This window comes from Streptomyces sp. NPDC048523 (genome assembly GCF_043199815.1).
GTDB lineage: Bacteria > Actinomycetota > Actinomycetes > Streptomycetales > Streptomycetaceae > Streptomyces.
Window position 1 is genome coordinate 393,482 of sequence record NZ_JBICWQ010000004.1, and the last position, 21,368, is coordinate 414,849.

A 21,368-nucleotide genomic window follows, 5' to 3' on the forward strand; every position below is an offset into this window, starting at 1 on the left:
GCAAGCAGCTCGGCCGGGCACACGGTGTCGGAGGCGTCCCCCTAGTCGCGTACGGTGACGCGTTCCGCCTCCTGGACACGGGACTTGGCGACCACGACGGACCGCTGCGGGCGGCGCGGGGTGCGCAGTCCCGTGAGGGTGATCAGCAGCCCGGCCGCGGCGATGGCCGTGACCACGACGAGGCCGGGGCGGTAGCTGTCGAGGACGGCCTGCGGGGTGGCGTTCTCGGGAGCGCCCGCGGTCACCACGGCGGTCACGACGGCCAGGAAGATCGCACCGCCGACCTGGACCGAGGTGTTGAGCAGTCCGGACACCATGCCCTGCTCGTGGTCCTCGACGCCGTTGGTGGCCTGGATGTTGAGCGACGGGAAGACCAGTGCGCAGGCGGCGCCGATGAGCAGCATCGACGGCAGGATCGCGGCGGCGTAACCGGGGTGCAGGTCGACCCCCAGGAACAGCGCGTATCCGACGACCATCAGGGCGAAGCCCGCCGGGATCAACCGCTGGGTCCCGAACCGGTCGACGATCGAGCCGACCTTCGTCGAGGACACCGCCACCAGCGCGCCCGCGGGCAGGAAGGCGAGCGCGGTGTGCAGCGCCGACCAGCCGAGCAGCGACTGCATGTACAGGGTCACGAGGAACTGGAAGCCCACGTACGAACCGAAGAAGGCCATGGCACCCAGCTGGGCGCGGATCTGGGTGCCGGAGCGCAGCACGCCCAGCCGGACCAGCGGGCCCGGCGAACGTCGCTCGACCAGGACGAACACCGTCAGCAGTACGGCCACGGCGAGGAAGGAGAGCAGGGTGCGGGCCGAAGTCCAGCCGGACTCCGGAGCCTGGACGACGGTGAAGACCAGCAGCAGCATCGAGGCGGTGCCGAGAACGGCGCCGGGGATGTCGTAGCCGTTGTGGTCCTTCTCGCGGGCGCTGCGCGGCAGCAGCCTGAGACCGGCGACGAGCGCGATCAGGGCGATGGGTGCGGGCAGCAGCATGGTCAGCCGCCAACTGGCCTCGGTGAGCAGGCCGGACAGGACCAGGCCCATGGAGAAGCCGGTGGCGGCGCAGGTGGTGTAGATGGAGAGCGCGCGGTTGCGCAGCGGGCCCTCCGGGAACGTCGTGGTGATGATGGACAGGCCCGCGGGCGCGGTGAAGGCCGCGCTCAGGCCCTTGATGAACCGGCTGGCGATCAGCAGCGGGCCCGAGTCGACGAGGCCGCCCAGGAGGGAGGCGACCGCGAAGACACCGAGGGCCACCAGGAAGACCTGGCGCCGGCCCAGCAGGTCGGCGGCGCGACCGCCCAGGAGCAGCAGGCCGCCGTAGCCGAGGATGTAGCCGCTGACGATCCATTGCAGCGTCGAGGTGGAAAGGCCCAGGTCGGCGCCGATGGACGGGAGCGCGACGCCGACCATGGACACGTCCAGGGCGTCCAGGAACATCGCGGCGCACAGCACCAGCAGGGTGCCCCAGAGCCTGGGTGTCCAGCGGACCGCTGAGGACGGGTCCGCGGGGGTGGTGAGCGGAGAGGTCATGGCGAAGACACTACATGCGCATGCATCGAATGCAAACGCATTTAATTCCGATGCAATAATCCGTCTTCTCTGCTACGGTGCCGCGCATGGTGGCGAAGAAGCCCGAGCAGGCACTCGCGGAGCAATGGCGGGACATCCTGGCGCTGCACGCGCGCACGCAGTGCGAACTGGACCGCGCTCTTCATCAACACGGCCTGTGCGCAAGTGACTTCGAGGTGCTGGACGTCCTGGCCCACGGCGGCTGCGACTACCGCGTGCAGGAGATCTCCGAGCGGGTCCACCTGAGCCAGAGCGCGCTGTCACGGCTGGTCGCCCGGCTGGAGAAGGACGGGCTCGTCGAGCGCGGGATGTGCGCGGAGGACCGGCGGGGCGTACGCGTCTCACTCACCTCCAAGGGGCGCGCGCTGCACCGTGACGCCCTGCCGGTGCAACGCGCGGTCCTCACACGGATGTTGGAACCCTCCTAGCCCACGGCGGACTTCCCCCGCCACAGCTCGGCTACCGACACGTCCCCGGTCACCCGCGGGAACGGCAGCCGGTTCCACAGGGCCGGATACAGTCGCGCGGCGGGCCCGGACACCTCGCAGTCGACGTCCCCCGCCTCGCCGTACTCGGCTGCGGGCGGCTCCTCGGTGAGTCGTACGGTCCACACGGCGCCGTCCGTGTCGCTCGCCCGCACCCGCAGCACCCGGGGCTCGGCGCTGCGGACCCGGCTCTTGTCGCGGGCGTGGAAGCCGCGGAGCAACTCGTCGATGCCGTCGGCCGCGAAGTCCCGCCCGAATTCCCCGGGTGTACCGCCTCGGGCCGCCTCCGCGTCGAAGCGGTGCACGGCCGTCTCGTGCGCCTGCCGCCGGGCCCAGAAGGCGAGCGGTGAGGGGGCCGGCAGGAAGTGCCAGCAGCGGACGTCGGGTGCGGCGGAGCCCAGCGTCTCGACCAGACGGCGGTGACCGTTGCGGAACCAGGCCAGCAACTCCTCACCGTCCAGGGCGGGTTCGTCGTCGAGGGGGCGGAAGGCGGTCTGCTCCTCGGCCACGAACGCCGTCGCCCAGCGATGCACCGCGCCGGTGTGCCGCAGCAGGTCCCGCACCTGCCACTCGGGGCAGGTCGGCACCTTGGCGTCGGGACCGGCCTCCTCGGCTGCCGACGCGAGCAACTGGCCTTCGCGGTCCAGGATCCGGATGAACTCGGCTGTCTCCATGGGAGGAGTGTGCCTGACGACACCCGGCCGGCGGCACCGCCGGGCTACCAGTCGCGGGCCGCCTGCAGCAGGTGGTCGCGGACCAGTGCCACGTGCGGATTGCCCGAGGTGCCGGGGCGCTGCACCAGGTAGGCCGTGTTGATGGGCGGGTCGTCGGGGTCGTGGAGCAGAACCAGCACCCCCGACGCCAGTTCCTCGGCGCACAGATAACGGGGGAGCACCGTGAATCCGGCTCCGCCGACCACCGCGGCCTTGACCGCGTTCAGGTCGGGCATGGTGACGGCCGGCTGCTGCACCAGGCGCCGCCCGAAGACGTGCCGCCAGTAGCGGCGCACGATGGGCAGGTCCTCGGCGTAGGCGACGAGCGGGACGCCGTGCAGCGCGGTCGCGAGGTGTTCCGGTGCGCCGAGCCGCTGGACCCGGGCGGGGGAGGCGACCAGCACGAACTCCTCGTCGTTGAGCGGCAGGGCGGTGAGCGCACGGCCGCGCGGCCGGTACGTGGCGATCACCAGGTCGTGCCGCCCCGTGCGCAGGTCGTCCAGGAGCGGTTCGGTCAGACCCGGTGTGATGCGCAGCCGTACCCCTTTGTCCACCAAGGGCGCGACGCCGGGCAGGACGCTGCGGGACAGCAGCTCGGCCGGGCCGGCCAGATGCACCGGCTCGGCCGGGGCGTCCTCCGCGTCCCCGGCGGGTCCCGCCACCGCGGCGAGCGAGTCCAGGGGGTGCACGATCCGGGCGGCGAGCTCGTCCGCGTACGGTGCCGGGGTCACGCCCCGCGCCCGGCGCTCGAACAGCTCGCGGCCCCACTGCCGTTCCAGGGTGCGGATCTGGGTGGTGACGGTGGGCTGGGACAGGCCGAGGAGACGGGCCGCGGCGGTGAAGGAGCCGGTGCGGTACACGGTGAGGAAGGTCCGCAGCAGGTTCAGGTCGGGCGGGGTGCTGACGGTCTGGCCCGCATCCTCGGAGCCATTGGTGTTCCTATCCCTCATATGTGTGAGCCTATTGGATTTCTATGACACGAGAGGACTACGGTTTCATCATGTCGAAGATCCTCTTTGTAATGACCGGTGCCGACCACTGGACCCTGGCCGACGGCACCCAGCACCCGACCGGCTTCTGGGCCGAGGAGGCCGTCGCCCCGTACGAGGCGTTCAAGGCCGCGGGACACGAGATCGTCGTGGCCACGCCGGGCGGTGTCGTGCCGACCGTGGACAAGGGCAGCCTCGCGGCCGAGGTCAACGGTGGGCAGGAGAACGCCGACCGTATCGCCGGGGTGCTCGCCTCGGCCCCCGAACTCCAGGCCCCGCTGCGGCTGGACGAGGTGAACCTCGACGACTACGCGGCCGTGTTCTACCCCGGCGGCCACGGGCCGATGGAGGACCTCGCGGTCGACGCGGTCTCGGGCCGACTGCTCAGCAGCGCCCTGGAGAGCGGCAAGCCCCTCGGGGTCGTCTGCCACGCCCCGGCCGCGCTGCTCGCCGCCACGAAGGCCGACGGTTCCAACGCGTTCGCCGGGCGCCGCGTGGCCGCCTTCACCAACGCCGAGGAGACCCAGGCGGGCCTCGCCGACAAGGCCAAGTGGCTGCTCCAGGACCGGCTCACCGAGGCCGGCGTGCAGGTCGAGGTGGCCGAGCCGTGGGCTCCGCATGTGATCGTCGACGGCAACCTGGTGACCGGGCAGAACCCGGCGTCCTCCGCGCCGCTCGCCGTCGAACTGCTGAAAAAGCTGGGCTGAGCCTCTGAGGCTCCTCAAGTCGCTTGGCGGACGCGGGACATGACCGCCACGATGACCGCATGTCGGCAATCGCGGGACTGAACAAGAAACACAACTTCGTGCTGCTCGTCCGGGACGCGGACGTCGTGGCGGCGGCCCTGCGCCAGGCGCTGGCCGAGGCCCCGCCGGAGGAACGCCCCGGGCTGGAACGCGCCGTGGCCCTCGTCGAGTCCACCGCCGCCGCCACCGAGACGGTGCTGCGCGCCCGCTGGGTCCGCTCCCGGCTGGCCGCCGTCGGCTTCACGGGCGACATCACCTCGGTCGCGGCCGTCCGGGCCCTGCGCAAGGCGGAGCCGAAGCTGAGCCTGTTGGCGGCCGTGCAGTTGCAGAAGGATGCGGTGGCTCATCCGGAGTGATCCGGATGAGCCATTCGTCGCGTGGAGGCCGGGGAGAGCGGGGTGGCCGCGGCGTCTTGGAGCTTCTTCGCGGTGGTGAGGGTTGGCGCGGTGGTGAGGGTTGGCGGAGGGCGCGGCGCTTGCGCACTCGGGCAGTGATCGGGGCCGGGGTGCCGGATTGTTCCTCGCGGTGGTGATGGGCCGGCCGGGGTGTGGTCAGGTTGCTGTCGTGCGTCAGGCGTGCGGTGCAATGACCCCGGGTTTGGCGGAGGTCGGGGTGTGCTTCGGGGTCCGGTGGTGATCGGGGCCGGGGTGCCGGATTGTTCCTCGTGGTGGTGATGGTCCGGCCGGGGTGTGGTCAGGTTGCTGTCGTGCGTCAGGCGTGCGGTGCAATGACCCCGGGTTTGGCGGAGGTCGAAGAGCGCTTCGGGGTCCGGTGGTGATCGGGGCCGGGGCGCCGGACTGTGCCTCGTCGTGGCGGTGACCTGGGGGGAGCCCGGTCAGGCTGTTGCCGCGCGTCGGGTCAGCGCGGCGATCACCGCGGCGGTGGCGGCGAGTGCCGCGACGCTGGTGAGGGCGACGGGGAGGGAGAACCAGTCGGCCATGAAGCCGATGGCGGGCGGGCCCAGGAGCATGCCGCCGTAGCCGAGGGTGGAGGCGATGGCGACCCCGTCCGGCCCGGCCAGCCTGCCCGCCCGCTCGACGGCGACGGGGAAGAGATTGGCGAGACCGAGCCCCGTGATCATGAAGCCGAGCAGTGCTGCCCAGACGGACGGGGCGAGAGCGCCGAGCAGCATGCCGAGCGCGGCGACGGTGCCGCCGCCCACCAGCGTGCGGGTCTGGCCGAGACGTTCGAGCAGTCTGGTGCCGGTCAGCCGGCCGATGGTCATGGCGAGTGCGAAACACGAGTAACCGACCGCCGCGACGCCGGGCGTGGCGTCCAGGTCGTGCTCCAGGTGCAGGGCGCTCCAGTCGGCCAGGGCACCCTCGCCGTAGGCCGTGCACAGGGCGATCAGGCCGAAGGTGATGACGAGGCCGCGGATGCGGGTGCCGGTGCCGGTGCCCGGCGGACGGGGTGCGGACTTGTGCCGCGGCGTGTCCTGCGGGGGTGCCGGCGGCTGGATGCGCAGCAGGGTCCGGCCCGCGACGGCGGTGACGAGCAGACCGATCACGGTGAGACCGAGCAGGTGCCGCGTGGGTGACAGGTCCCCGGCGACCAGCCCGCCGAGCCCGGCACCGAGCATTCCGCCCAGGCTGAACGCCGCGTGGAAGCTGGGCATGATCGGCCGCCGCAGCGCGGCCACCAGATCGACCGCGGCGCTGTTGAACGCCACGTTGATGCTGCCGTACGCGGCGCCGAAGACGAGCAGTACGGCGCCGAGTGCCGGCGCGGAGTGGGTGAGCGGCGGCAGGGCGACGCTGAGGGAGAGCAGGACGGCGCAGACGACGGTGACCCGGTGGGTGCCGTAGCGGCGGCACAGCCGTCCCGTGAGCGTCATGGTGATCACCGCGCCGGCCGAGACGCCGAGGAGGGCGAGGCCGAGGGCGCTGGCGGAGGCGCCGGTCTGCTCCTTGATCGCGGGGATACGGACGACCCACCCGGCGAAGATGAAGCCGTCGACGGCGAAGAAGACGGTGAGGGCGATACGGAGTCGGGTGAGGGAGTTGTCCGGCACGGCGATGCGCGTACGCAGTTTGTTTATCAGCGGCACAAAGTCAGGGTAGGCGTGTGCTCGATTGTGGGCAAGGGTGTTCGGGTGAGCGGAAGTGGCGGACCTGCTCTTGCCGAGCCGCTGACCGGGTCTCCTCCAGCCGCCGCGCAGGCCGGGACCGGGCCCGGTTCACCTTCCGCGAGTGAGGCCCCGGGACGCCCCCGGCCCGCAGGATGGCCTCGGCCCCGGACACGGAGGGCTCGCAGGACACGGAAGGCGGAGCGGAGCGGCTCATGTCGGCTTGGGCGGTGTTCGTCGTCGCGGCGGTCGTCGCGGGATACGCCCTGGTGTCGGCCCGAGCAGCCGCATGGGCGGTGTCCGGCCCCATGATCTTCGTGGCGGTCGGCACGGCTCTGGGCGAGCCCGGGCTCGGTCTGGTCAGTCCCGCACACGACGTGGAACCCGTGCGGGCGCTGCTCGAAGCCGCCCTCGCACTGGTGCTGTTCACCGACGCCGCCGGCGTGCACTCGCGGGAGCTGCGCCGCGACGACTTCCTGCCCGTACGGCTGCTCGGCATCGGGCTGCCGCTGACCATCGGCCTCGGCTGGCTGGCGGCATGGCCGCTGCTGCCGGGCCTCGGTGTCTGGGGGCTCGCTCTGGTCGGCACGATCCTGGCGCCCACCGACGCCGCCCTCGGGCAACCCGCGATCACCGACCGCCGGGTCCCGGCGCTCGTCCGGCAGGGACTCAACGTCGAGAGCGGACTCAACGACGGTCTGTGCGTGCCCTTCTTCGTCCTCTTCCTCGCCGCCGCGGGCCAGGAGGCGGGCCGGGCGGGGACACCGGGCGCCGGTGAGGTGGTGGTCCGGGCCCTGCTTCTGTCCACCGTGTGCGGCATCGGGCTCGGGCTGCCCGCCGGGTGGGCTCTGGTGCGGTCGCGGCGCCGCGGCTGGGCGGCAGGCGAGTGGCGGCAGCTCCTGCCCGCGATGATCGCCTTCGGCTCGTTCGCGGCGGCCGCCGCGCTGGAGGGCAGCGGGTTCATCGCCGCCTGGGTCGCCGGCCTGGCCTACGGCAACGCCGTACGGCGCCATCCCACCGAGCGCGGAACACCGGACCCGGAGTGCGAACTGACCGAACGGCTCGGCGCGTTGCTGGCGATGCTGAGTTTCTTCGCGTTCGGCGCGCTCCTTCTCGCCCCGGCGCTGAACGAGCTCACCTGGCGGATGGCGGTTTACGCGGTGCTGAGTCTCACCGTGATCCGCGGGCTGCCCGTCGCGCTGAGTCTGGCCCGCTCGGGGCTCCGTCCGCCCACGGTGGCCTACGTCGCCTGGTTCGGGCCCCGGGGTCTCGCCTCCATCGTGCTCGGGCTGCTGGTCCTCGAGGAGCGGATACCCGGCACCGAGCAGGTCTCGGCGGTCGTGGCACTGACCGTGACGATCAGCGTGTACGCCCACGGTGTCAGCGCCGGAGTCCTGGCCGGGCGCTACGGCCGCTGGTATCGCGCCGCGGCCGCTCGGACACCGGGCCTGCGCGAGGACGCGCCGGCCTCCTCGGACGGCACCGGGATCGCCCTTCGGGGGTGAGGACCGCCCCGGCCCGGCACGTCACGGTGGCGCCATGGAACCGACCGTACGGAGCCGGCCGTGGCAGGCTCGCCTCTCGCTGGCCGCGGCCGCGGCGGCCGTGCTGACCCTGGGTGTCTCGCGGGGCTGCGCACCTTCGCCCTCGCGGGCGTCGCGATCGCGGGCCTCGTCATGACGGGAGCCGCGATCTGGTGGGCCCTGACCAGGCGGGGGCTGTTGCGGACGCTCGCCGTCCTGTTGGCCCTGACCGCGCCCGCGTGGGTGCTGGTGATGTTCACCAGGGCCCATCTGGCCTGGGTTGTCGCTCTTTCGGGAGCACTGTGGCTGGTCGCGGTCGCAGCGGGGCGGGCCGCCCTTGCGCGGGACGACGTGCCCGTCCCGATGCCCGAACTCCCCGCACCGGGAATCCGTCACCCCGTGCTCATCATGAATCCGCGATCGGGCGGCGGGAAAGTAGGCCGGTTCGCCCTTCAGGAGCGGGCCGAGGCGCTCGGAGCGCAGGTGCTGATCCTGGAGCGGGGCGGCGACACCGATGTGGCCGCGCTGGCCCGCACGGCCGTCGCGGAGGGCGCCGACCTGCTCGGCGTCGCCGGCGGGGACGGGACACAGGCGCTGGTCGCCGATGTCGCCGCCACGCTCGGCGTGCCCTTCCTGGTGATCCCGGCCGGCACCCGCAACCACTTCGCCCTCGACCTCGGCCTGGACCGCGAGGACCCCGCCAAGGCGCTGGACGCCCTGCACGACGGCGTGGAACTCCACGTCGACCTCGGTCGCGCGGGCGGCCGCCCCTTCGTCAACAACGTGTCGCTCGGTGCCTACGCGGAGGTGGTCCAGAGCCCTTCCTACCGCGACGACAAGACCCGCACCACCCTGGGACTGCTCCCCGACCTCCTCACGGGTCATCAGGGCGCACACCTCAGCGCCCGGGTCGGCGAGGTCACCATCGCCGATCCGCAGGCCCTGCTGGTGAGCAACAATCCCTGCGGCACCGGCGACTTCGCCGGTCTCGGCCGCCGGGGACGACTCGACGGCGGCGAGCTGGGCGTGGTCGGTGTCCATGTGACCGGTGCGGTCAGGGTCGTAGGACTGCTGCGGACACGGAAGTCCACCGAACTGACGCGGGCCGCCGCCCGGGACGTCGTCGTCGATGCCGACCGGGCGTGGATCCCGGTCGGCATCGACGGAGAGGCGGTACGGCTGCCCGTGCCGGTGCGCTGCGAGCTGCGGCCCCGGGCGCTGCGGGTGATCGTGCCCCGGCAGCGGCCGGGCCTGCGCCGGGTCCGGCCGCCGCTCGACTGGCGCCGGGTCGCCGGGCTCGGACTGGCCCGGTCCACCGGCGGGCATCACCGACGGCCCTGACCGGACCGGCTGCCGGATCACCCGGCGAGGGGGTCAGTCCACCCGCCGGGCCGAGGCGACGAGTTCCGCGGTCACCGGTCGCAGCGCCTCCTCGGTGAGGAACCCCTCGGCCACCGGCACGCCGCCCGCGTCGCGGATCGCCCTCCTCAGGTACTTCGCCCAGACGTGTTCGAGCAGGATGAACCCCGCCGAGCTCCCGGGGTCCAGGGACTCGGCCGTCTGCCTGATCTCGTCGGGGGTGAGTCCGAAGGCGTTGCCCTCGGCAAGCGACGGGTAGGTGGCCACGGCGGACTGGATGCGTTCGCTGGGAAGTCCGAGCAGCGCGGCCACGGTCTCGCCCATGCCCTCGGCCTGGTAGTCCAGGGCGAACAGTGCACCGCCGGGCCCCTTCCCCACGAAGAGCATGTCCAGGACGCAGATCTGCCCGTTCGCCTCCAGAATGTCCAGCTCCTCGACGATACGGCCCTCGAACTTCGCGTCGGGGCCGAACTCGACGGTCAACAGCTGGACCGGTCCGATGCTGTTCACGACAACTCCCTTCGGCGGAACCATCCCTCCTCATCCAGCAGCAGCGCGCCCGCCCTCGCGTCACCCGCGACAGGTGAGGAAACATCCGCGGCCGTGGACACGGGGTGCGACGCCGATGGCCCACGAGGGACGGCGGCACACGCCGTCGCTCGTGGTGGCGGTGCCACTGGCGTCGTACGAGGCCAAAGTCATCCACATGGCAGGCCGGACCGCCTCGCCCGTGGAAGGTGAAGCCGCGACAGGACCGCCTGCGGAGACGGTCGCCGGAGCAGCTCCCGGCACGGAGGGAAGCGCGTGAGGAGGCAGCCGGGCCCATGGGGGCTGCAGGGACCGCACGCCCCGGCCCGCTCGCCTGCCTGGCCGCTGGGGCGAGGAGCTACCACGCGGCCCGCGACCTGCCGGGTGTCGGCTCTCGCGTGTTCGGGTCCTGGTCGGTCAGCTGCTCGGGCGACGGCGGGACCGGTGCCCACTCGGCGCCCGTCTGCTCCCGGAACGCGGCGACGGCGGCCTCGACGGTAGGATAGAAGCGGTCCGCGTCGATGGTGCGGGTCAGCCCGTAGCGCTCGATCTTGCGCCGCACCGGATCCTTCAGCTCGGCGAAGACCAGGCTGATGCCGCGCTCGTCGAGCGCCTCGTCGAGATCCTCCAGCACGTCGGAAGCGGTCGTGTCCACGTCGGTCACGGGCTCGGCGGCGAGCAGTACCCACCGGGGCCGTGGGGTGCAGCGGGTCAGCCGGACGACACCGTTGCGGAAGGCCTTGGCGTTGGCGAAGAACAAGGGGCCGTCGAAGCGGTGCATCACCAGGCCGGGCAGGTGTTGGGCGTTCGGGTGGGAGCGCATGTCGTGGTAGCCCTCCAGACCCGACACCCGCCCCAGGACCGTGCTGTAGGGCCACCAGGCCCGCCGGAAGACATTGAGGATGGACAGGCCCACCGCGACCGCTATCCCGGGCAGCACACCGAGCAGCGCCACCCCGAGGAAGGCCGCCGTCGACAGCAGGAACTCCGCCTTGCGCTGCCGCCACAGCCGGGCCGCGCCCGGGAGGTCGGCCAGCGACAGGGACGCCGTGATGACGACCGCCGCCAGCGCGGGCTGCGGCAGATTGCGGAACAGACCGGGGACCAGCACGAGCATCAGGACGATCAGCCCCGCCCCGACCACACCGGTCAACTGCGTTCTGGCGCCCGCCCGTTCGGCCACGGCCGTACGTGATCCGCTGGTACTGACCGGGAAGCCCTGGAAGAGACCGGCCGCCGCGTTCGCCGTACCGATCGCGATCATCTCCTGGTTGCCGCGGACCTCCTGCCCGGTGCGGGCCGCGAACGCCGTCGCGTTGGAGATGCCGTCGGCCAGGGACACCAGGGCGATGCCCAGGGCGCCGACGCACAGCGGCCCCAGGTCGTCCAGGCCGACGTGGGGGATCGTGAGCGGCGGCAGACCCTCGGGCAGGGTGCCGACCAGGTCGACCCCGCGCTCGCCCAGACCGAAGAACACCGTCGCCCCGATGGCCGCCACGACCATGACGAGCACCGCCGGCACCTTCGGCAGCACGCGTTGCAGCAGCAGGATCAGCACGATGCCGGTGGCACCGACCGCCAGCGCGGCGGGCACGGTGTCGCCGTCGGCGACGCCTCGCACGAACGCGTCCAGCTCGTGCACCAGCCCGTCGGCGTCCGTGCTGAAGCCGAACAGCTTCGGCAACTGGCCGATCAGGATGGTCAGGGCCAGCCCGTTCATGTAACCGATCATGGTCGGCTTGGAGATCAGGTCGGCGATGAAGCCGAGCTTGGCGACACCGGCCAGGAGCGTGATCGCGCCGACCATGAGGGAGAGCACCGAGGCGAGCGCGACCGCCCGCCCCGGGTCCCCGCCGGCGGCGATCAGGGGCAGGACCGTCGCGGCGATCATCGGCCCGAGCGAGGAGTCGGGACCGAGCACCAGGAACCGCGACGGGCCGAACACCGCGTAGGCCAGCAGGCACAGCACGGAGGTGTACAGGCCGGTGATCGGCGGCAGCCCCGCCAGTTCCGCGTACGCCATTCCCTGCGGCACCAGCAGTGTGGTGAGGACAACGCCGGCGACGGCGTCCTTGAGGAGCCACTCCCGCCGGTAGGCCGAGAACGTCCGCAGCCCTGGCACGAAGTCGCGCACGCTCACCACCTCCCCCGGGTCGTGTACCACCGGACCGCATCCGGACCGCTAGTCGTGCAGGTCGTCCGGCCTCACCACGCACAGCGCCCAGATGATGAATCCGCTGATCGTGATCAGCGTGAGCGACCAGAACGGGTAGTACGGCAGGGACAGGAAGTTGGCGATGATCACCAGCCCGCCGATGCCCACCCCGCACACCCTGGCCCAGGTGGCCCCCGCGAACAGGCCCAGGCTCACCGCCACCGCGATCACCCCGAGGGCGAGGTGGATCCAGCCCCAGCTCGTCAGGTCGAACTTGAAGACGTAATTGCGGGTGTTCAGGAAGACCTCGTCCTCGGCGATCGCCATGATCCCCCGGAATATGCCGAGGACGCCGGCCAGGAACAGCATCACGGCGGCGAAGACCGTCAAGCCGCCGGCGGCGGAAACGGTGGTTGCCGAACGGTGGTGCGAAGTGGTGGTAGTGGCCATGGAAGATACCTCCGTCTTCGGTTCCGGCACTGGTTGCAGCGCTACGCCCACGAGTGTCGCTCCAGGTGGGGCGCCTCTGTCCTCACCCTCGGGGGGTGACGACCGGTGGGGCGCCGACTGGCGACGATGAGGCGAACCCAGCAGCCGGAGGCAAGACATGCGGGTACAGCACAGCCCCACCGGAGGCGGTACGGCGGGCCGGTCACCGGCCACCGCGCGCGCGGTGCTGGCGCCGCTCGCGCTCGCCCAGTTCGTGTGCAGCTTCGCCGGCTCCAACATGAACGTGATGATCAACGACATCAGCGAGGACCTCGACACCACCGTGCAGGGCGTGCAGCTCGCGATCACGCTCTTCCTGCTGGTCATGGCGGCCCTGATGATCCCCGGCGGCAAGCTGACCGACCGCCTCGGCCGCAAGCGGTGCCTCCTGATCGGCCTCGCCGTCTACGGCGTCGGAGCCCTCCTCAGCGCGGCCGCGCCCAACCTCGGTGTCCTCATCCTCGGCAACTCCCTGCTGGAGGGCGTCGGTACGGCCCTGCTCATCCCGCCCGTCTACATCCTGACCACACTTCTGTTCACGGACGTGGTGGCCCGGGCCCGCGCGTTCGGAACGGTCATGGCATTCGCCGGCATTGGCGCCGCCGCCGGACCGCTGATCGGCGGGCTCATCACCTCGGCACTCAGCTGGCGGGCCGCCTTCGTCTTCCAGGCCCTGGTCATCGTGGTGATCATCCTGCTGAGCCGGCGGATCACGGATCCGCTGCCGCCCGATCCGACGCGGGTCTTCGACACCGGCGGTGCCGTCCTGTCGGCCGTCGGGCTCGTCCTCGTCGTCATGGGCATCCTGGCCATCGACGACAACGGCTGGCTGGCGGCCGGTCTGCTCGTCGTCGGCGCGCTGGTGCTCGTCTGGTTCTACCGGTGGATACGCGCCAGGGAACGCTCCGGCGCGGAGCCGCTGCTGTCGACGAGCCTGTTCCGCGACCGCACGTCCAATCTCGGCCTCATCACCCAGAACGCCCAGTGGCTGATGCTCATGGGGGTGTCGTTCGTGGCGGCGGCCTACCTCCAGGTCGTCCGCGGGTACGACGCGATCCGGACCGGCGTGGTCTTCACGGCGGCCACGGCCGGCCTCCTCGCGGCCTCGCTCGGCGCCGAGCGCCTCGCGAAAAAGTGGTCGCAGCGGACGCTCGTCATGACGGGCTTCGCCGTCACGATCTGCGGGATCGGGCTGCTCATCGTCCTGGTGAACGCCTGGACGAGCGCCTGGGCGTTCGTGCCCGGGCTGCTGCTGATCGGGCTGGGACTGGGCGTCATGCTGACCCCGTCGGTGAACGTGGTGCAGTCCAGCTTCGGAGAGCAGCAGCAGGGCGAGATCTCGGGCCTGTCGCGCAGCGTGTCCAACCTGGGATCGTCCTTCGGCACCGCGATCGCCGGCACCATCCTCGTCGCCGACCCCGCCTTCGGGGCGTACGCGGCGGCGCTGATCGTGCTGGTCGTGATCGGGTGCGGCGGGCTGGTCGCGGCGGCGAAGCTGCCGCGGACCGGGCCCCCTCGGTGACCGTACGCCCCGCTTTCGCGAGGCCCGGCTACTGCTGCGCCCGGTCGAGCTTCTCATCGAGCGCCAGGGATCACCCCTTCGTCGGGGTCGCCGGGATCAGGCTGCGGTGGGCGGGAAGTGACCGCACCACCCCGCGCGGGGGAGGCGGCGGACGCGCGCTCAGCGCCAGTCGTGGCGGACCGCGCTGGACACGAGGAGATCCTGCACCGACGAGCGGGTTGCGCTGACCGGGACCCACAGCAGTCCCAGCGGGAACACCAGGCACAGCACCGCGCGCGACAAGGCGCGCGGGACGCCGAGTTCCCGTCCGGTTCGGGCGGTCACGCGCAGGCCCATCAACCGGTCTCCGACGGTACGCCCGGCCGACACCCAACTGCCGGTGAGATACAGGACGGCGATCACCGCGCCGCCCGTCGCGGTGAGCCAGTCCGGCGGGTCGGGGTACCGGAACGGCGGTCCGGTGACCAGCAGCCGGGCGGCCCCGACGCACAGCTGGGCGACGAGTCCGAGGCCGGCCACCACGACCGCGTCGACACCGGCCGCGACCGCACGGGAGACCAGTCCGGCCGGGGACCCCAGGAACCCCCGTGGCCGCGCCCGCCCGACAGACGTCACGGCGGCGTCGGCATCTCGGTCGGCGCCTCGGGCAGACCCGTCCTGCGCAGCAGCCGGTCCGTCACCCGGTTCACCAGCCGGTCGCCCCGAAGGCCGCGGACACGGACGGCGTCGATCGTCTCCTGGGCCATTCCGCCGCCGGTGTCCTTGACGATCCGTCCCAGATCGATCTGCGTCAGCACTCCCAAGGTCAGCGGGACCAGATCGACGCGGGCGATCACGGCGTCGACGTCGATACGCCCGGCGACCGCGTCGACGTCCAGCCGCCGGGCGACCCGGTCCACGTCGATCCGGTCGGCGATCCGGTTCACGTCCATCCGGCCGGCGATGCCGTCGAGGTCGATTCGGGCCGCGATCCGGTCGACGTCCATCCGGCCGGCGATGTCGTCCACGTCGATCCGGGCCGCGATCCGGTTCACGTCCACCCGGTCCGCGACCCGCGCGATGTCCACTCGGTCGGCCACCTTGTTCACGTCCACCCGGGAAACCACGTCGTCCAGGTCGATCCGGTCCACGACGGCGGTCACCAGCCTGCGCGTCAGGACATCCGTACCCCCGGCGAGGACACCCAGCACGCGAAGCGGCAGCCGCGCCACCGCCCTGGCAAGTCCCACGCCGTTGTTTCCGGTCACCCCGCCATCGCACCAGCACGGCGCCGCGAGGACATCATCCGTCACGGGTGAGGGGACGAGCCGGTCCCGTCCCGGGAGGCCCCATGCAGAAAGCATATGTACGGTAATGCTGAGAGCTGCTGAGGGGGAGCGCCACCCAAGGACACTGGGAGTGAGCGCCATGAGTACGAGGGACGACAAGGCCCGGGAACCGACGGCTCCCTGTCTCGATCCCCTGGGAGACCCCTATCTGCGCATGCGGTTCGCCGTGCCGGCCAGACCTCCCACCTTCCTGCGGCGCGAGCGCCTGGTCAGGCACCTCGACCAGTCTCTCCACACTCCCTTGACGATGGTCAACGGCGCGGCGGGCGCCGGCAAGACCCTGCTGGTCGCCGACTGGGCCGAGAACCTGGACCGGCCCGTCGCCTGGCTCGACGCGAACGCCGGCCGGCAGGGCCCCGGGATGTTCTGGGCGTACCTGCTCGAAGCCCTGCGTGCCTCGGGCCTGCCGGTGTCCGACGAGGTCGGCTCCCCGGTGGAAGCGAACCGGATCGACCACCAACTGCTGGCCCGACTGGCCGCCGATCTCAGCCGTCGTCCCTTTCCCGCGATCGTCGTGCTCGACGAGTACGACCGGGTGACCGCCTCGCAGACCCAGGAACAGCTCCAGTTCGTCCTGCACCACGCGGGATCCGGACTCCGCCTGGTCCTCGTCACCCGCTCCGAACCACTGCTGCCACTGCACCGCTACCGGATGGCCGGCGAGATCACCGAGATCCGGGACGGCGAACTGGCCTTCACCCCCGAGGAAGCCGCCGAACTGCTCGATCTCCACGGCCTGAGCCTGCTCCCGCCCGCCGTGCGTGCCGTCGTGGACCGCACCCGTGGCTGGGCCGCCGGACTGAGGCTCTGTGCCCTGGCCGCCCAGGAGAGCGGGGATCCGGAGGCCTATCTGCAGGACTTCGAGGCGGACCGGAGCACGGTCGCCGACTTCCTGCTGGCCGAGGTGCTCGGCCGGCAGTCGGCCGTGACCCAGGACCTCCTGATGCGCGTCAGCGTCCTGGACCGGTTCTGCCCCGACCTGGCGAACGCCCTGACCGGCCGCACCGACGCCGCACCCCTTCTGGACGGGCTGCGGCGCGAGAACGCGTTCGTCGAGGATCTCGGGCACGGATGGCACCGTCTTCATCCGCTGCTGGGCGAAATCCTGCGGGCTCGTCTGCGGTTGCGCTCTCCCGACCTGGAGCCGGAGCTGCACCGGCGGGCCGCACACTGGCTGCGCAGTTCCGGATCACTCACCGAGACCCTGGTGCACGGAGCCGCCGCGGGCGACTGGGAGTTCACCACGCGCGCCTTCGTGGAGGATCTCGCGATCGGCCGGCTCTTCACCGGACGGGGCGCCGACGACATCACCGAACTGTTCTCCCGGATGGGTCCCGAGTCGTCGAGCCCCACGACGGACCTGGTCCGCGCGGCCCGGGACCTGTCCCGGTCCGACATCGACCACGGCCTGGCCCACCTGCACCATGCCGAGGCGGGGCTGGCCGCGGAAGAGTCCGAGCCCGCGACGGGCCGGCTCAGCTGTGCCCTGCTGGAAACCCTGGCGGCCCGGCTGACCGGTTCGCCGTGCGAGGCGGAGAAGGCGGCGGAGGCCGCGGAGGAACTGCGGCAGGAGGTGCCCGCCCACCTTCTGGACAAGCATCCCGAACTCACCGCTCTCCTGCTGACCCACCTGGGCTCCACACGGGTGTGGGCCGGACGGTTCGAGGAGGCGCGCGCCGCGCTGCGTACCGTGGCCGACTCCGCCGGCGGAGCCCTGACGGCGCCGCTGCGGGAGGAGTCCCTGGGGCATCTGGCGCTGATCGACTACTTGAACGGCTGGCTCGGCCGGGCGGAGCGCAAGGCACTGGCGGCGATGACCGAGACGGCGCGGTACGGCCTGGCCACGCCGTCCGGTTCCGGTATCGAGCAGTTGGTCCTGGCCGCCGTGGCCGCCGACCGCAACGAATTGACCGAGTCGCAGGCCTATCTGGACCAGGCGGCACACTCGGGCGGGGCGCTGCGGGATCCGGTGACGCTGGCCGGCCGGTCGGTGGCCACCGCGCGTCTGCTGCTCGCCAAGGGCGAACCGGCCGCGGCCGCGGCGGCGTTGGACCACCTCGTGCCCGCCGTCGAGGTCTCGCCCTGGGCACGCGGGCAGTCGGCCCTCGCCACCGCAGCCGTGCATCTGGCCGAGGGACGGCCGGACACGGCCGCGAAGGTGCTGCTGGACGCCCCCGAGGACCAGCAGGTCTGTGCCGTGCAAGCCGCTCGGGCTCAGCTCGCCACGGGGAATGCCCGTGCGGCCATCGACACGCTCGACGGGCTGCGTGCCAAAGGCCCCAGCGGCCCCGCGGTGACCGTCGGAGCCCTGTTGGTGCGGGCGCAGGCGGCGGAGGACGGCGGAGACCGCGTCACCGCCCGCGGGCTCGTCGTCCAGGCACTCACCGCAGCCCGGCACGAGCGGCTGCGGCGGCCCTTCCTGGAGGCCGGCTCCTGGATGCGTCGCCTGTTGACCGCGGAGCCCTGCCAGGGCCTAGCGGCAGGCTGGCTGACAGCCGGGCCACCACCGCGTCCGGGCAGCCATCCCCAGTTCCTGGACCCGTCCCCGCCCTTGGTGGTGGAAGAACTGAGCGGGCGGGAGAGCGACGTGCTGCAGCGTCTGGCCCTGATGATGTCGACCGAGGAGATCGCCGCCGAGCTGTTCGTCTCCGTGAACACGGTGAAGACCCATCTCAAGAGCGTCTACCGAAAGCTGGCGGTGAACCGGCGCAACGACGCGGTACGCCGGGCGCGAGAGCTCGGGCTGCTGTGAACCGCGCGCCGTCCGGCTCGCCCGCGGCGGGTGAGCCGGACGGCGCCTCCCATCGGCTGCGATGGGCCGGTCGGCACGGCGCGGACACCGCGCGAAGGGTGGTGAGCATGCCCAGGAGCGAGATCGATACGGGACGACCCGAGAGCGGCGTCCGGGATCCTCGGCACACCGACTACACCGGCGGTGTCTACGGGTCCATGCTGGCCGCCTCCGTGGTGATCGGCGCGGGCACACTCGGCGAGTTTCCACGCCTGGAACTGGTGCTGCTGCTTCTGCTCACCGGGCTGGTGTTCTGGATCGCCCATGTACACGCCCAGCTGTTCGGGGCACGGCTGGCCCGGGAAGCCCTCGACCGCCGGGTCGTGATGCAGGTGTGCCGGGACGAATGGCCGATCGTCAAGGCCGCCGTGCCGCCCGCCGTCGCCGTGGCCGTGAGCCCGTTGCTCGGCATCGGCGTACAAGGCGGTCTCTGGCTCGCGCTCGTCGTCGCCGTCGCGGGACAGGTCGGCTGGTCGACCCTCGCGGCACATCGCGCGGGCGCCGGCCGGCGTCTGATGGCGGTCACCGCCTTCGTCAATCTGCTGCTGGGTCTGCTGATCGTCCTGTTCAAGATCTTTCTGACGCACTGACCCGGCGCGCCGACCCGATGTACTGGCCCGGCGCGCCGACCCCGGACGGTTCCCCGCCGGTGGCGTCAGAGCCATAGTGCGGTGATCCTGCCGGACCGGGCGGCGGCTCCCAGGGCTTCGAAGTCGCGCTGGTTCCGGTCGGCGTAGGACTGGGCGAACTCCGTGAGCGCACGGTCGAAGCGGTCGCCGCCGCCCAGGTAGGCGGAGATCGCGACGGGGTCGCCCGAGCGGGCGTGAGCGCGGGCCAGGGAGGCCCCGCACAGCCGCCCGAAGAACGAGAGCAGGCGGGGCTCCATGCTCTCGGGCTGTGCGATTTCCTTCCAGTCCCGCAGTTGACGTAGGTAGAAGTCCCGGCCCCTGCCGTCGAGACCCACGACGTGCGTCCAGCCCAGGAAGTGTCACTGGTCGCCTGGATCAGATGCTGTCCCGCGACGACACGGTGGCCCTGGTTGTCGTACGGATCTCCGCCCACGTGGGCGGAGAGCACCGATTCCTGCGCCTCCTTGGCCTGGAGCAGACGTCCGGCCCCACTTCATCTCCGCCGCCGTGCGTATGGATCACCCGTCATGGGTGACGCGGCGGCCTGCGGCCACGGGGGACGGCGAGCGCGCTCACCCGCCTCGGGTGAGGCAGGTCCGTTCTCGCCATGCGCACGCTGTGACAGGAGACAACTCCTACCGGGCGGTCGCCCGGTAGAGAAGGGGAGAGACATGAGCGCCCAGACGTACCTCGCGTACGATTACCCGCTCCTGAGCGTCTTCTGGAGCATGCTGCTGTTCTTCCTGTGGATCATGTGGTTCGTCCTGCTCTTCCGCATCGTGGTCGACATCTTCCGGGACGATGCCATGAGCGGCTGGGCGAAGGCCGGTTGGCTCGTGTTCGTGATCATCCTGCCGTTCCTGGGCGTCTTCGTGTACGTGATCGCACGCGGCAAGCACATGGGCAGCCGGGAGGTTGCGCAGGCGCGGGCTCAGCAGGAGTCCTTCGACAGCTACATCCGGCAGACGGCGGGCAGTGCCGACAGCCGGTCCAGCAGCGTCGACGAACTCGCCCGGCTGTCCGAGATCCGTTCTCGCGGTGACATCACCGAGGACGAGTTCCGCAGGGCGAAGGAATTGGTACTGAGCGGCGGGCGCACACCGAACGTCCCGGCGTAGGCCAGCAGTGAGCGGTGTCCACGGCCGAGAAGGCGGCCGTGGACACACTGCGGTCCCGGGGGAGCGGCACTGAGGCAAGCGCCGTCGATTCGATGACCCACTGCCAGACCGCACCGTCGGTCCTGCGGTCGTGACGGCACAGCCCCAGCACGCCGCGCGGACTGTCGTCGTCGACGGGACGGGTCGGTTGCGACTGACAGCACACCGGTGTCGACGAGGTGACGCTCACGCGGGGATGGGGCAGACCGAAGGCCTCGCGCAGCCGTCGCGAGCACGACGACCTGGGTCTGCGCGAGCCGCGGCGGGACGCGCAGGCCGTCGTCGTCGCCGTGCATCATCACCTCGACGCCGAGCCGGGCGGGCTCGAGGGGAGCGGGGCAGATGTCCGGGACGCTGTCCGGGGAGGCCCGGGGCGCGACGACCTCGCTGAAGCCGGTCCGCAGCGAAACGCGGCTCCGCCCGCGCGGAGCCGCAGTCGAAGAGACCGCGCGCCCCGCCCTCGCCCCTGCCTCGCGGAGCAGCCCCGCCGATCCGAGCATCGAACGAACCTCCCGCCACACCGAGCAGCTGAACGCGTCGACGGTGGTCGTGTCGTAGCGCAAGGCGAATCCGAACCCGACGATCCCGACGACTGCCTCCCCCGGTCGACCGAACTCGTGAACGCCCCCAACAGCTCGCCCTCGACAGGGAGTTTCGGCATCGGTTCGCTCCGCGAACAGTGCCTCCCCGGGCGCCCCGGCATACGGGGCCCGCCGGCGCACGCGGCTGTTCGTGCGGAGATGTCTGCTCCTGCGGGTCGGCCGAGCTTGTGAATGCCTCCAGTGGCTGTTCGGCCACGGGGAGTTCGGCATTTGCGCGTGCGTCTCCGGGTGCCGAGGCGTGCGCGAGTACCCGCCGGCGCACGCGGTTGATCGTGCGGAGATGTCTGCTCCTGCCGGTCGGCCGAGCCTGTGATTGCCTCCAACAGCTGCTCGGCCACGGGGAGTTCGGAATCGGCGCGTGCCTCCCAGGGCGCCCCGGCATGCGAGGGCCGCCACTGGCCCGCGCGGCTGATCGTGCGCGCAGATGCCCGCTCCTGCCGGTCGACCGAGCCTGAGAACGCCTCCAATGGCTCGTCCGCGACGGGGAGTTCGGCGTCGGTGCGTGCCTCCCCGGACGCCCCGGCATGCGAGGGCAGCCGCCAACCCACGTTCTGCCCGTGCCAGGTGCCCGCTCCTTCAGGCCGACCGAGCCCGTGAACGCCCCCAACGGCTCGTCGGCACCGGCTGACTCAGCCGCACTCGACAACGGTCCGCAAAGGAAACGCACGCGCGCTCCGAGGAACCCCCGGTGCCCCCGTGAGCGCGCTCCGCCCCGCGAG

19 protein-coding genes and 1 pseudogene are annotated in these 21,368 nt (G+C 71.8%); 10 read left to right on the forward strand and 10 right to left on the reverse strand.

Annotated elements, in window-relative coordinates:
* Positions 1-41: 41 nt before the first annotated feature.
* Positions 42-1,529 (reverse strand): MFS transporter, encoded by a 1,488-nt coding sequence (locus ACGFWE_RS22635; protein ID WP_393601244.1) that lies wholly within the window; start codon positions 1,527-1,529, stop codon positions 42-44.
* 86 nt (positions 1,530-1,615) lie between these two features.
* On the opposite strand from ACGFWE_RS22635, the gene ACGFWE_RS22640 reads away from it, so the two are divergent.
* A complete protein-coding gene (locus ACGFWE_RS22640) occupies positions 1,616-1,996 on the forward strand; it encodes a MarR family transcriptional regulator (RefSeq protein ID WP_352386487.1) in 381 nt (126 codons plus the stop codon).
* Here the strand turns inward: ACGFWE_RS22640 and ACGFWE_RS22645 are convergent.
* Positions 1,993-2,727 (reverse strand): maleylpyruvate isomerase family mycothiol-dependent enzyme, encoded by a 735-nt coding sequence (locus tag ACGFWE_RS22645; protein WP_352386485.1) that lies wholly within the window; start codon positions 2,725-2,727, stop codon positions 1,993-1,995. The genes ACGFWE_RS22640 and ACGFWE_RS22645 overlap by 4 nt on opposite strands.
* 44 nt (positions 2,728-2,771) lie before the next feature.
* The gene (locus ACGFWE_RS22650) at positions 2,772-3,716 is read right to left on the reverse strand and encodes a LysR family transcriptional regulator (protein ID WP_393601247.1); all 945 of its coding nucleotides are present in this window, start codon (positions 3,714-3,716) and stop codon (positions 2,772-2,774) included.
* A gap of 50 nt (positions 3,717-3,766) precedes the next feature.
* Between ACGFWE_RS22650 and ACGFWE_RS22655 the strand changes: the two genes are divergently transcribed.
* Both ACGFWE_RS22655 and ACGFWE_RS22660 read left to right on the forward strand, forming a co-directional pair.
* On the forward strand, positions 3,767-4,462 hold the full coding sequence (locus ACGFWE_RS22655; protein ID WP_393601249.1) for a type 1 glutamine amidotransferase domain-containing protein: 696 nt from the start codon (positions 3,767-3,769) through the stop codon (positions 4,460-4,462).
* A gap of 59 nt (positions 4,463-4,521) precedes the next feature.
* Complete coding sequence (locus tag ACGFWE_RS22660) at positions 4,522-4,857, forward strand: hypothetical protein (protein ID WP_352386480.1); 336 nt, start codon at positions 4,522-4,524, stop codon at positions 4,855-4,857.
* 479 nt (positions 4,858-5,336) lie between these two features.
* Here ACGFWE_RS22660 and ACGFWE_RS22665 read toward each other — a convergent pair whose 3' ends face one another.
* Positions 5,337-6,512 (reverse strand): MFS transporter, encoded by a 1,176-nt coding sequence (locus ACGFWE_RS22665; RefSeq protein WP_393601962.1) that lies wholly within the window; start codon positions 6,510-6,512, stop codon positions 5,337-5,339.
* 269 nt (positions 6,513-6,781) lie between these two features.
* On the opposite strand from ACGFWE_RS22665, the gene ACGFWE_RS22670 reads away from it, so the two are divergent.
* Positions 6,782-8,071, forward strand: a complete 1,290-nt coding sequence (locus ACGFWE_RS22670) for a cation:proton antiporter (protein ID WP_393601251.1) — start codon at positions 6,782-6,784, stop codon at positions 8,069-8,071.
* Between the two features lie 60 nt (positions 8,072-8,131).
* Positions 8,132-9,430 (forward strand): diacylglycerol/lipid kinase family protein, encoded by a 1,299-nt coding sequence (locus ACGFWE_RS22675; protein WP_393601253.1) that lies wholly within the window; start codon positions 8,132-8,134, stop codon positions 9,428-9,430.
* A 33-nt stretch (positions 9,431-9,463) separates the two neighbouring features.
* Here the strand turns inward: ACGFWE_RS22675 and ACGFWE_RS22680 are convergent, their stop codons facing one another.
* The 3 genes from ACGFWE_RS22680 to ACGFWE_RS22690 form a co-directional block, all read right to left on the reverse strand.
* Positions 9,464-9,958, reverse strand: a complete 495-nt coding sequence (locus tag ACGFWE_RS22680; RefSeq protein WP_393601255.1) for a DUF1269 domain-containing protein — start codon at positions 9,956-9,958, stop codon at positions 9,464-9,466.
* A 376-nt stretch (positions 9,959-10,334) separates the two neighbouring features.
* Entirely contained in the window at positions 10,335-12,110 is a 1,776-nt protein-coding gene (locus tag ACGFWE_RS22685) for a SulP family inorganic anion transporter (protein WP_393601257.1), read from the reverse strand.
* A gap of 48 nt (positions 12,111-12,158) precedes the next feature.
* Positions 12,159-12,581 carry a hypothetical protein gene (locus tag ACGFWE_RS22690; protein ID WP_352386471.1) on the reverse strand — a complete coding sequence of 141 codons (423 nt, stop codon included), beginning with the start codon at positions 12,579-12,581 and terminating at the stop codon, positions 12,159-12,161.
* 157 nt (positions 12,582-12,738) lie between these two features.
* Between ACGFWE_RS22690 and ACGFWE_RS22695 the strand changes: the two genes are divergently transcribed.
* Positions 12,739-14,142, forward strand: a complete 1,404-nt coding sequence (locus ACGFWE_RS22695) for an MFS transporter (RefSeq protein ID WP_393601259.1) — start codon at positions 12,739-12,741, stop codon at positions 14,140-14,142.
* Between the two features lie 159 nt (positions 14,143-14,301).
* Here the strand turns inward: ACGFWE_RS22695 and ACGFWE_RS22700 are convergent, their stop codons facing one another.
* Together ACGFWE_RS22700 and ACGFWE_RS22705 are read right to left on the reverse strand one after the other, a co-directional pair.
* Entirely contained in the window at positions 14,302-14,757 is a 456-nt protein-coding gene (locus ACGFWE_RS22700) for an RDD family protein (protein WP_352386467.1), read from the reverse strand.
* A complete protein-coding gene (locus ACGFWE_RS22705) occupies positions 14,754-15,389 on the reverse strand; it encodes a hypothetical protein (protein ID WP_393601261.1) in 636 nt (211 codons plus the stop codon). The genes ACGFWE_RS22700 and ACGFWE_RS22705 overlap by 4 nt, the downstream gene beginning before the upstream one ends.
* Before the next feature lie 160 nt (positions 15,390-15,549).
* Here ACGFWE_RS22705 and ACGFWE_RS22710 point away from each other — a divergent pair, with 160 nt between their 5' ends.
* Positions 15,550-18,222, forward strand: a complete 2,673-nt coding sequence (locus ACGFWE_RS22710) for a LuxR C-terminal-related transcriptional regulator (protein WP_393601263.1) — start codon at positions 15,550-15,552, stop codon at positions 18,220-18,222.
* 107 nt (positions 18,223-18,329) lie between these two features.
* Positions 18,330-18,851 (forward strand): hypothetical protein, encoded by a 522-nt coding sequence (locus ACGFWE_RS22715; RefSeq protein ID WP_352386462.1) that lies wholly within the window; start codon positions 18,330-18,332, stop codon positions 18,849-18,851.
* Positions 18,852-18,916: 65 nt separating this feature from the next.
* Here the strand turns inward: ACGFWE_RS22715 and ACGFWE_RS22720 are convergent.
* Positions 18,917-19,368: pseudogene (locus ACGFWE_RS22720) on the reverse strand (DUF2252 family protein); the annotation flags it as partial.
* A gap of 193 nt (positions 19,369-19,561) precedes the next feature.
* Here ACGFWE_RS22720 and ACGFWE_RS22725 point away from each other — a divergent pair.
* Together ACGFWE_RS22725 and ACGFWE_RS22730 are read left to right on the forward strand one after the other, a co-directional pair.
* Positions 19,562-20,008, forward strand: a complete 447-nt coding sequence (locus ACGFWE_RS22725; RefSeq protein WP_352386460.1) for a PLDc N-terminal domain-containing protein — start codon at positions 19,562-19,564, stop codon at positions 20,006-20,008.
* A 381-nt stretch (positions 20,009-20,389) separates the two neighbouring features.
* On the forward strand, positions 20,390-20,605 hold the full coding sequence (locus tag ACGFWE_RS22730) for a hypothetical protein (protein ID WP_393601999.1): 216 nt from the start codon (positions 20,390-20,392) through the stop codon (positions 20,603-20,605).
* The last annotated feature ends 763 nt before the right edge of the window (positions 20,606-21,368 follow it).

Coding starts and splice junctions, on each gene's coding strand:
- ACGFWE_RS22645 (WP_352386485.1), bottom strand. CDS start 2,727: ATGGAGACAGCCGAGTTCATCCGGATCCTGGACCGCGAAGGCCAGTTG.
- ACGFWE_RS22695 (WP_393601259.1), top strand. CDS start 12,739: ATGCGGGTACAGCACAGCCCCACCGGAGGCGGTACGGCGGGCCGGTCA.
- ACGFWE_RS22640 (WP_352386487.1), top strand. CDS start 1,616: ATGGTGGCGAAGAAGCCCGAGCAGGCACTCGCGGAGCAATGGCGGGAC.
- ACGFWE_RS22670 (WP_393601251.1), top strand. CDS start 6,782: ATGTCGGCTTGGGCGGTGTTCGTCGTCGCGGCGGTCGTCGCGGGATAC.
- ACGFWE_RS22660 (WP_352386480.1), top strand. CDS start 4,522: ATGTCGGCAATCGCGGGACTGAACAAGAAACACAACTTCGTGCTGCTC.
- ACGFWE_RS22650 (WP_393601247.1), bottom strand. CDS start 3,716: ATGAGGGATAGGAACACCAATGGCTCCGAGGATGCGGGCCAGACCGTC.
- ACGFWE_RS22635 (WP_393601244.1), bottom strand. CDS start 1,529: ATGACCTCTCCGCTCACCACCCCCGCGGACCCGTCCTCAGCGGTCCGC.
- ACGFWE_RS22725 (WP_352386460.1), top strand. CDS start 19,562: ATGAGCGCCCAGACGTACCTCGCGTACGATTACCCGCTCCTGAGCGTC.
- ACGFWE_RS22730 (WP_393601999.1), top strand. CDS start 20,390: ATGTCCGGGACGCTGTCCGGGGAGGCCCGGGGCGCGACGACCTCGCTG.
- ACGFWE_RS22710 (WP_393601263.1), top strand. CDS start 15,550: ATGAGTACGAGGGACGACAAGGCCCGGGAACCGACGGCTCCCTGTCTC.
- ACGFWE_RS22655 (WP_393601249.1), top strand. CDS start 3,767: ATGTCGAAGATCCTCTTTGTAATGACCGGTGCCGACCACTGGACCCTG.
- ACGFWE_RS22690 (WP_352386471.1), bottom strand. CDS start 12,581: ATGGCCACTACCACCACTTCGCACCACCGTTCGGCAACCACCGTTTCC.
- ACGFWE_RS22715 (WP_352386462.1), top strand. CDS start 18,330: ATGCCCAGGAGCGAGATCGATACGGGACGACCCGAGAGCGGCGTCCGG.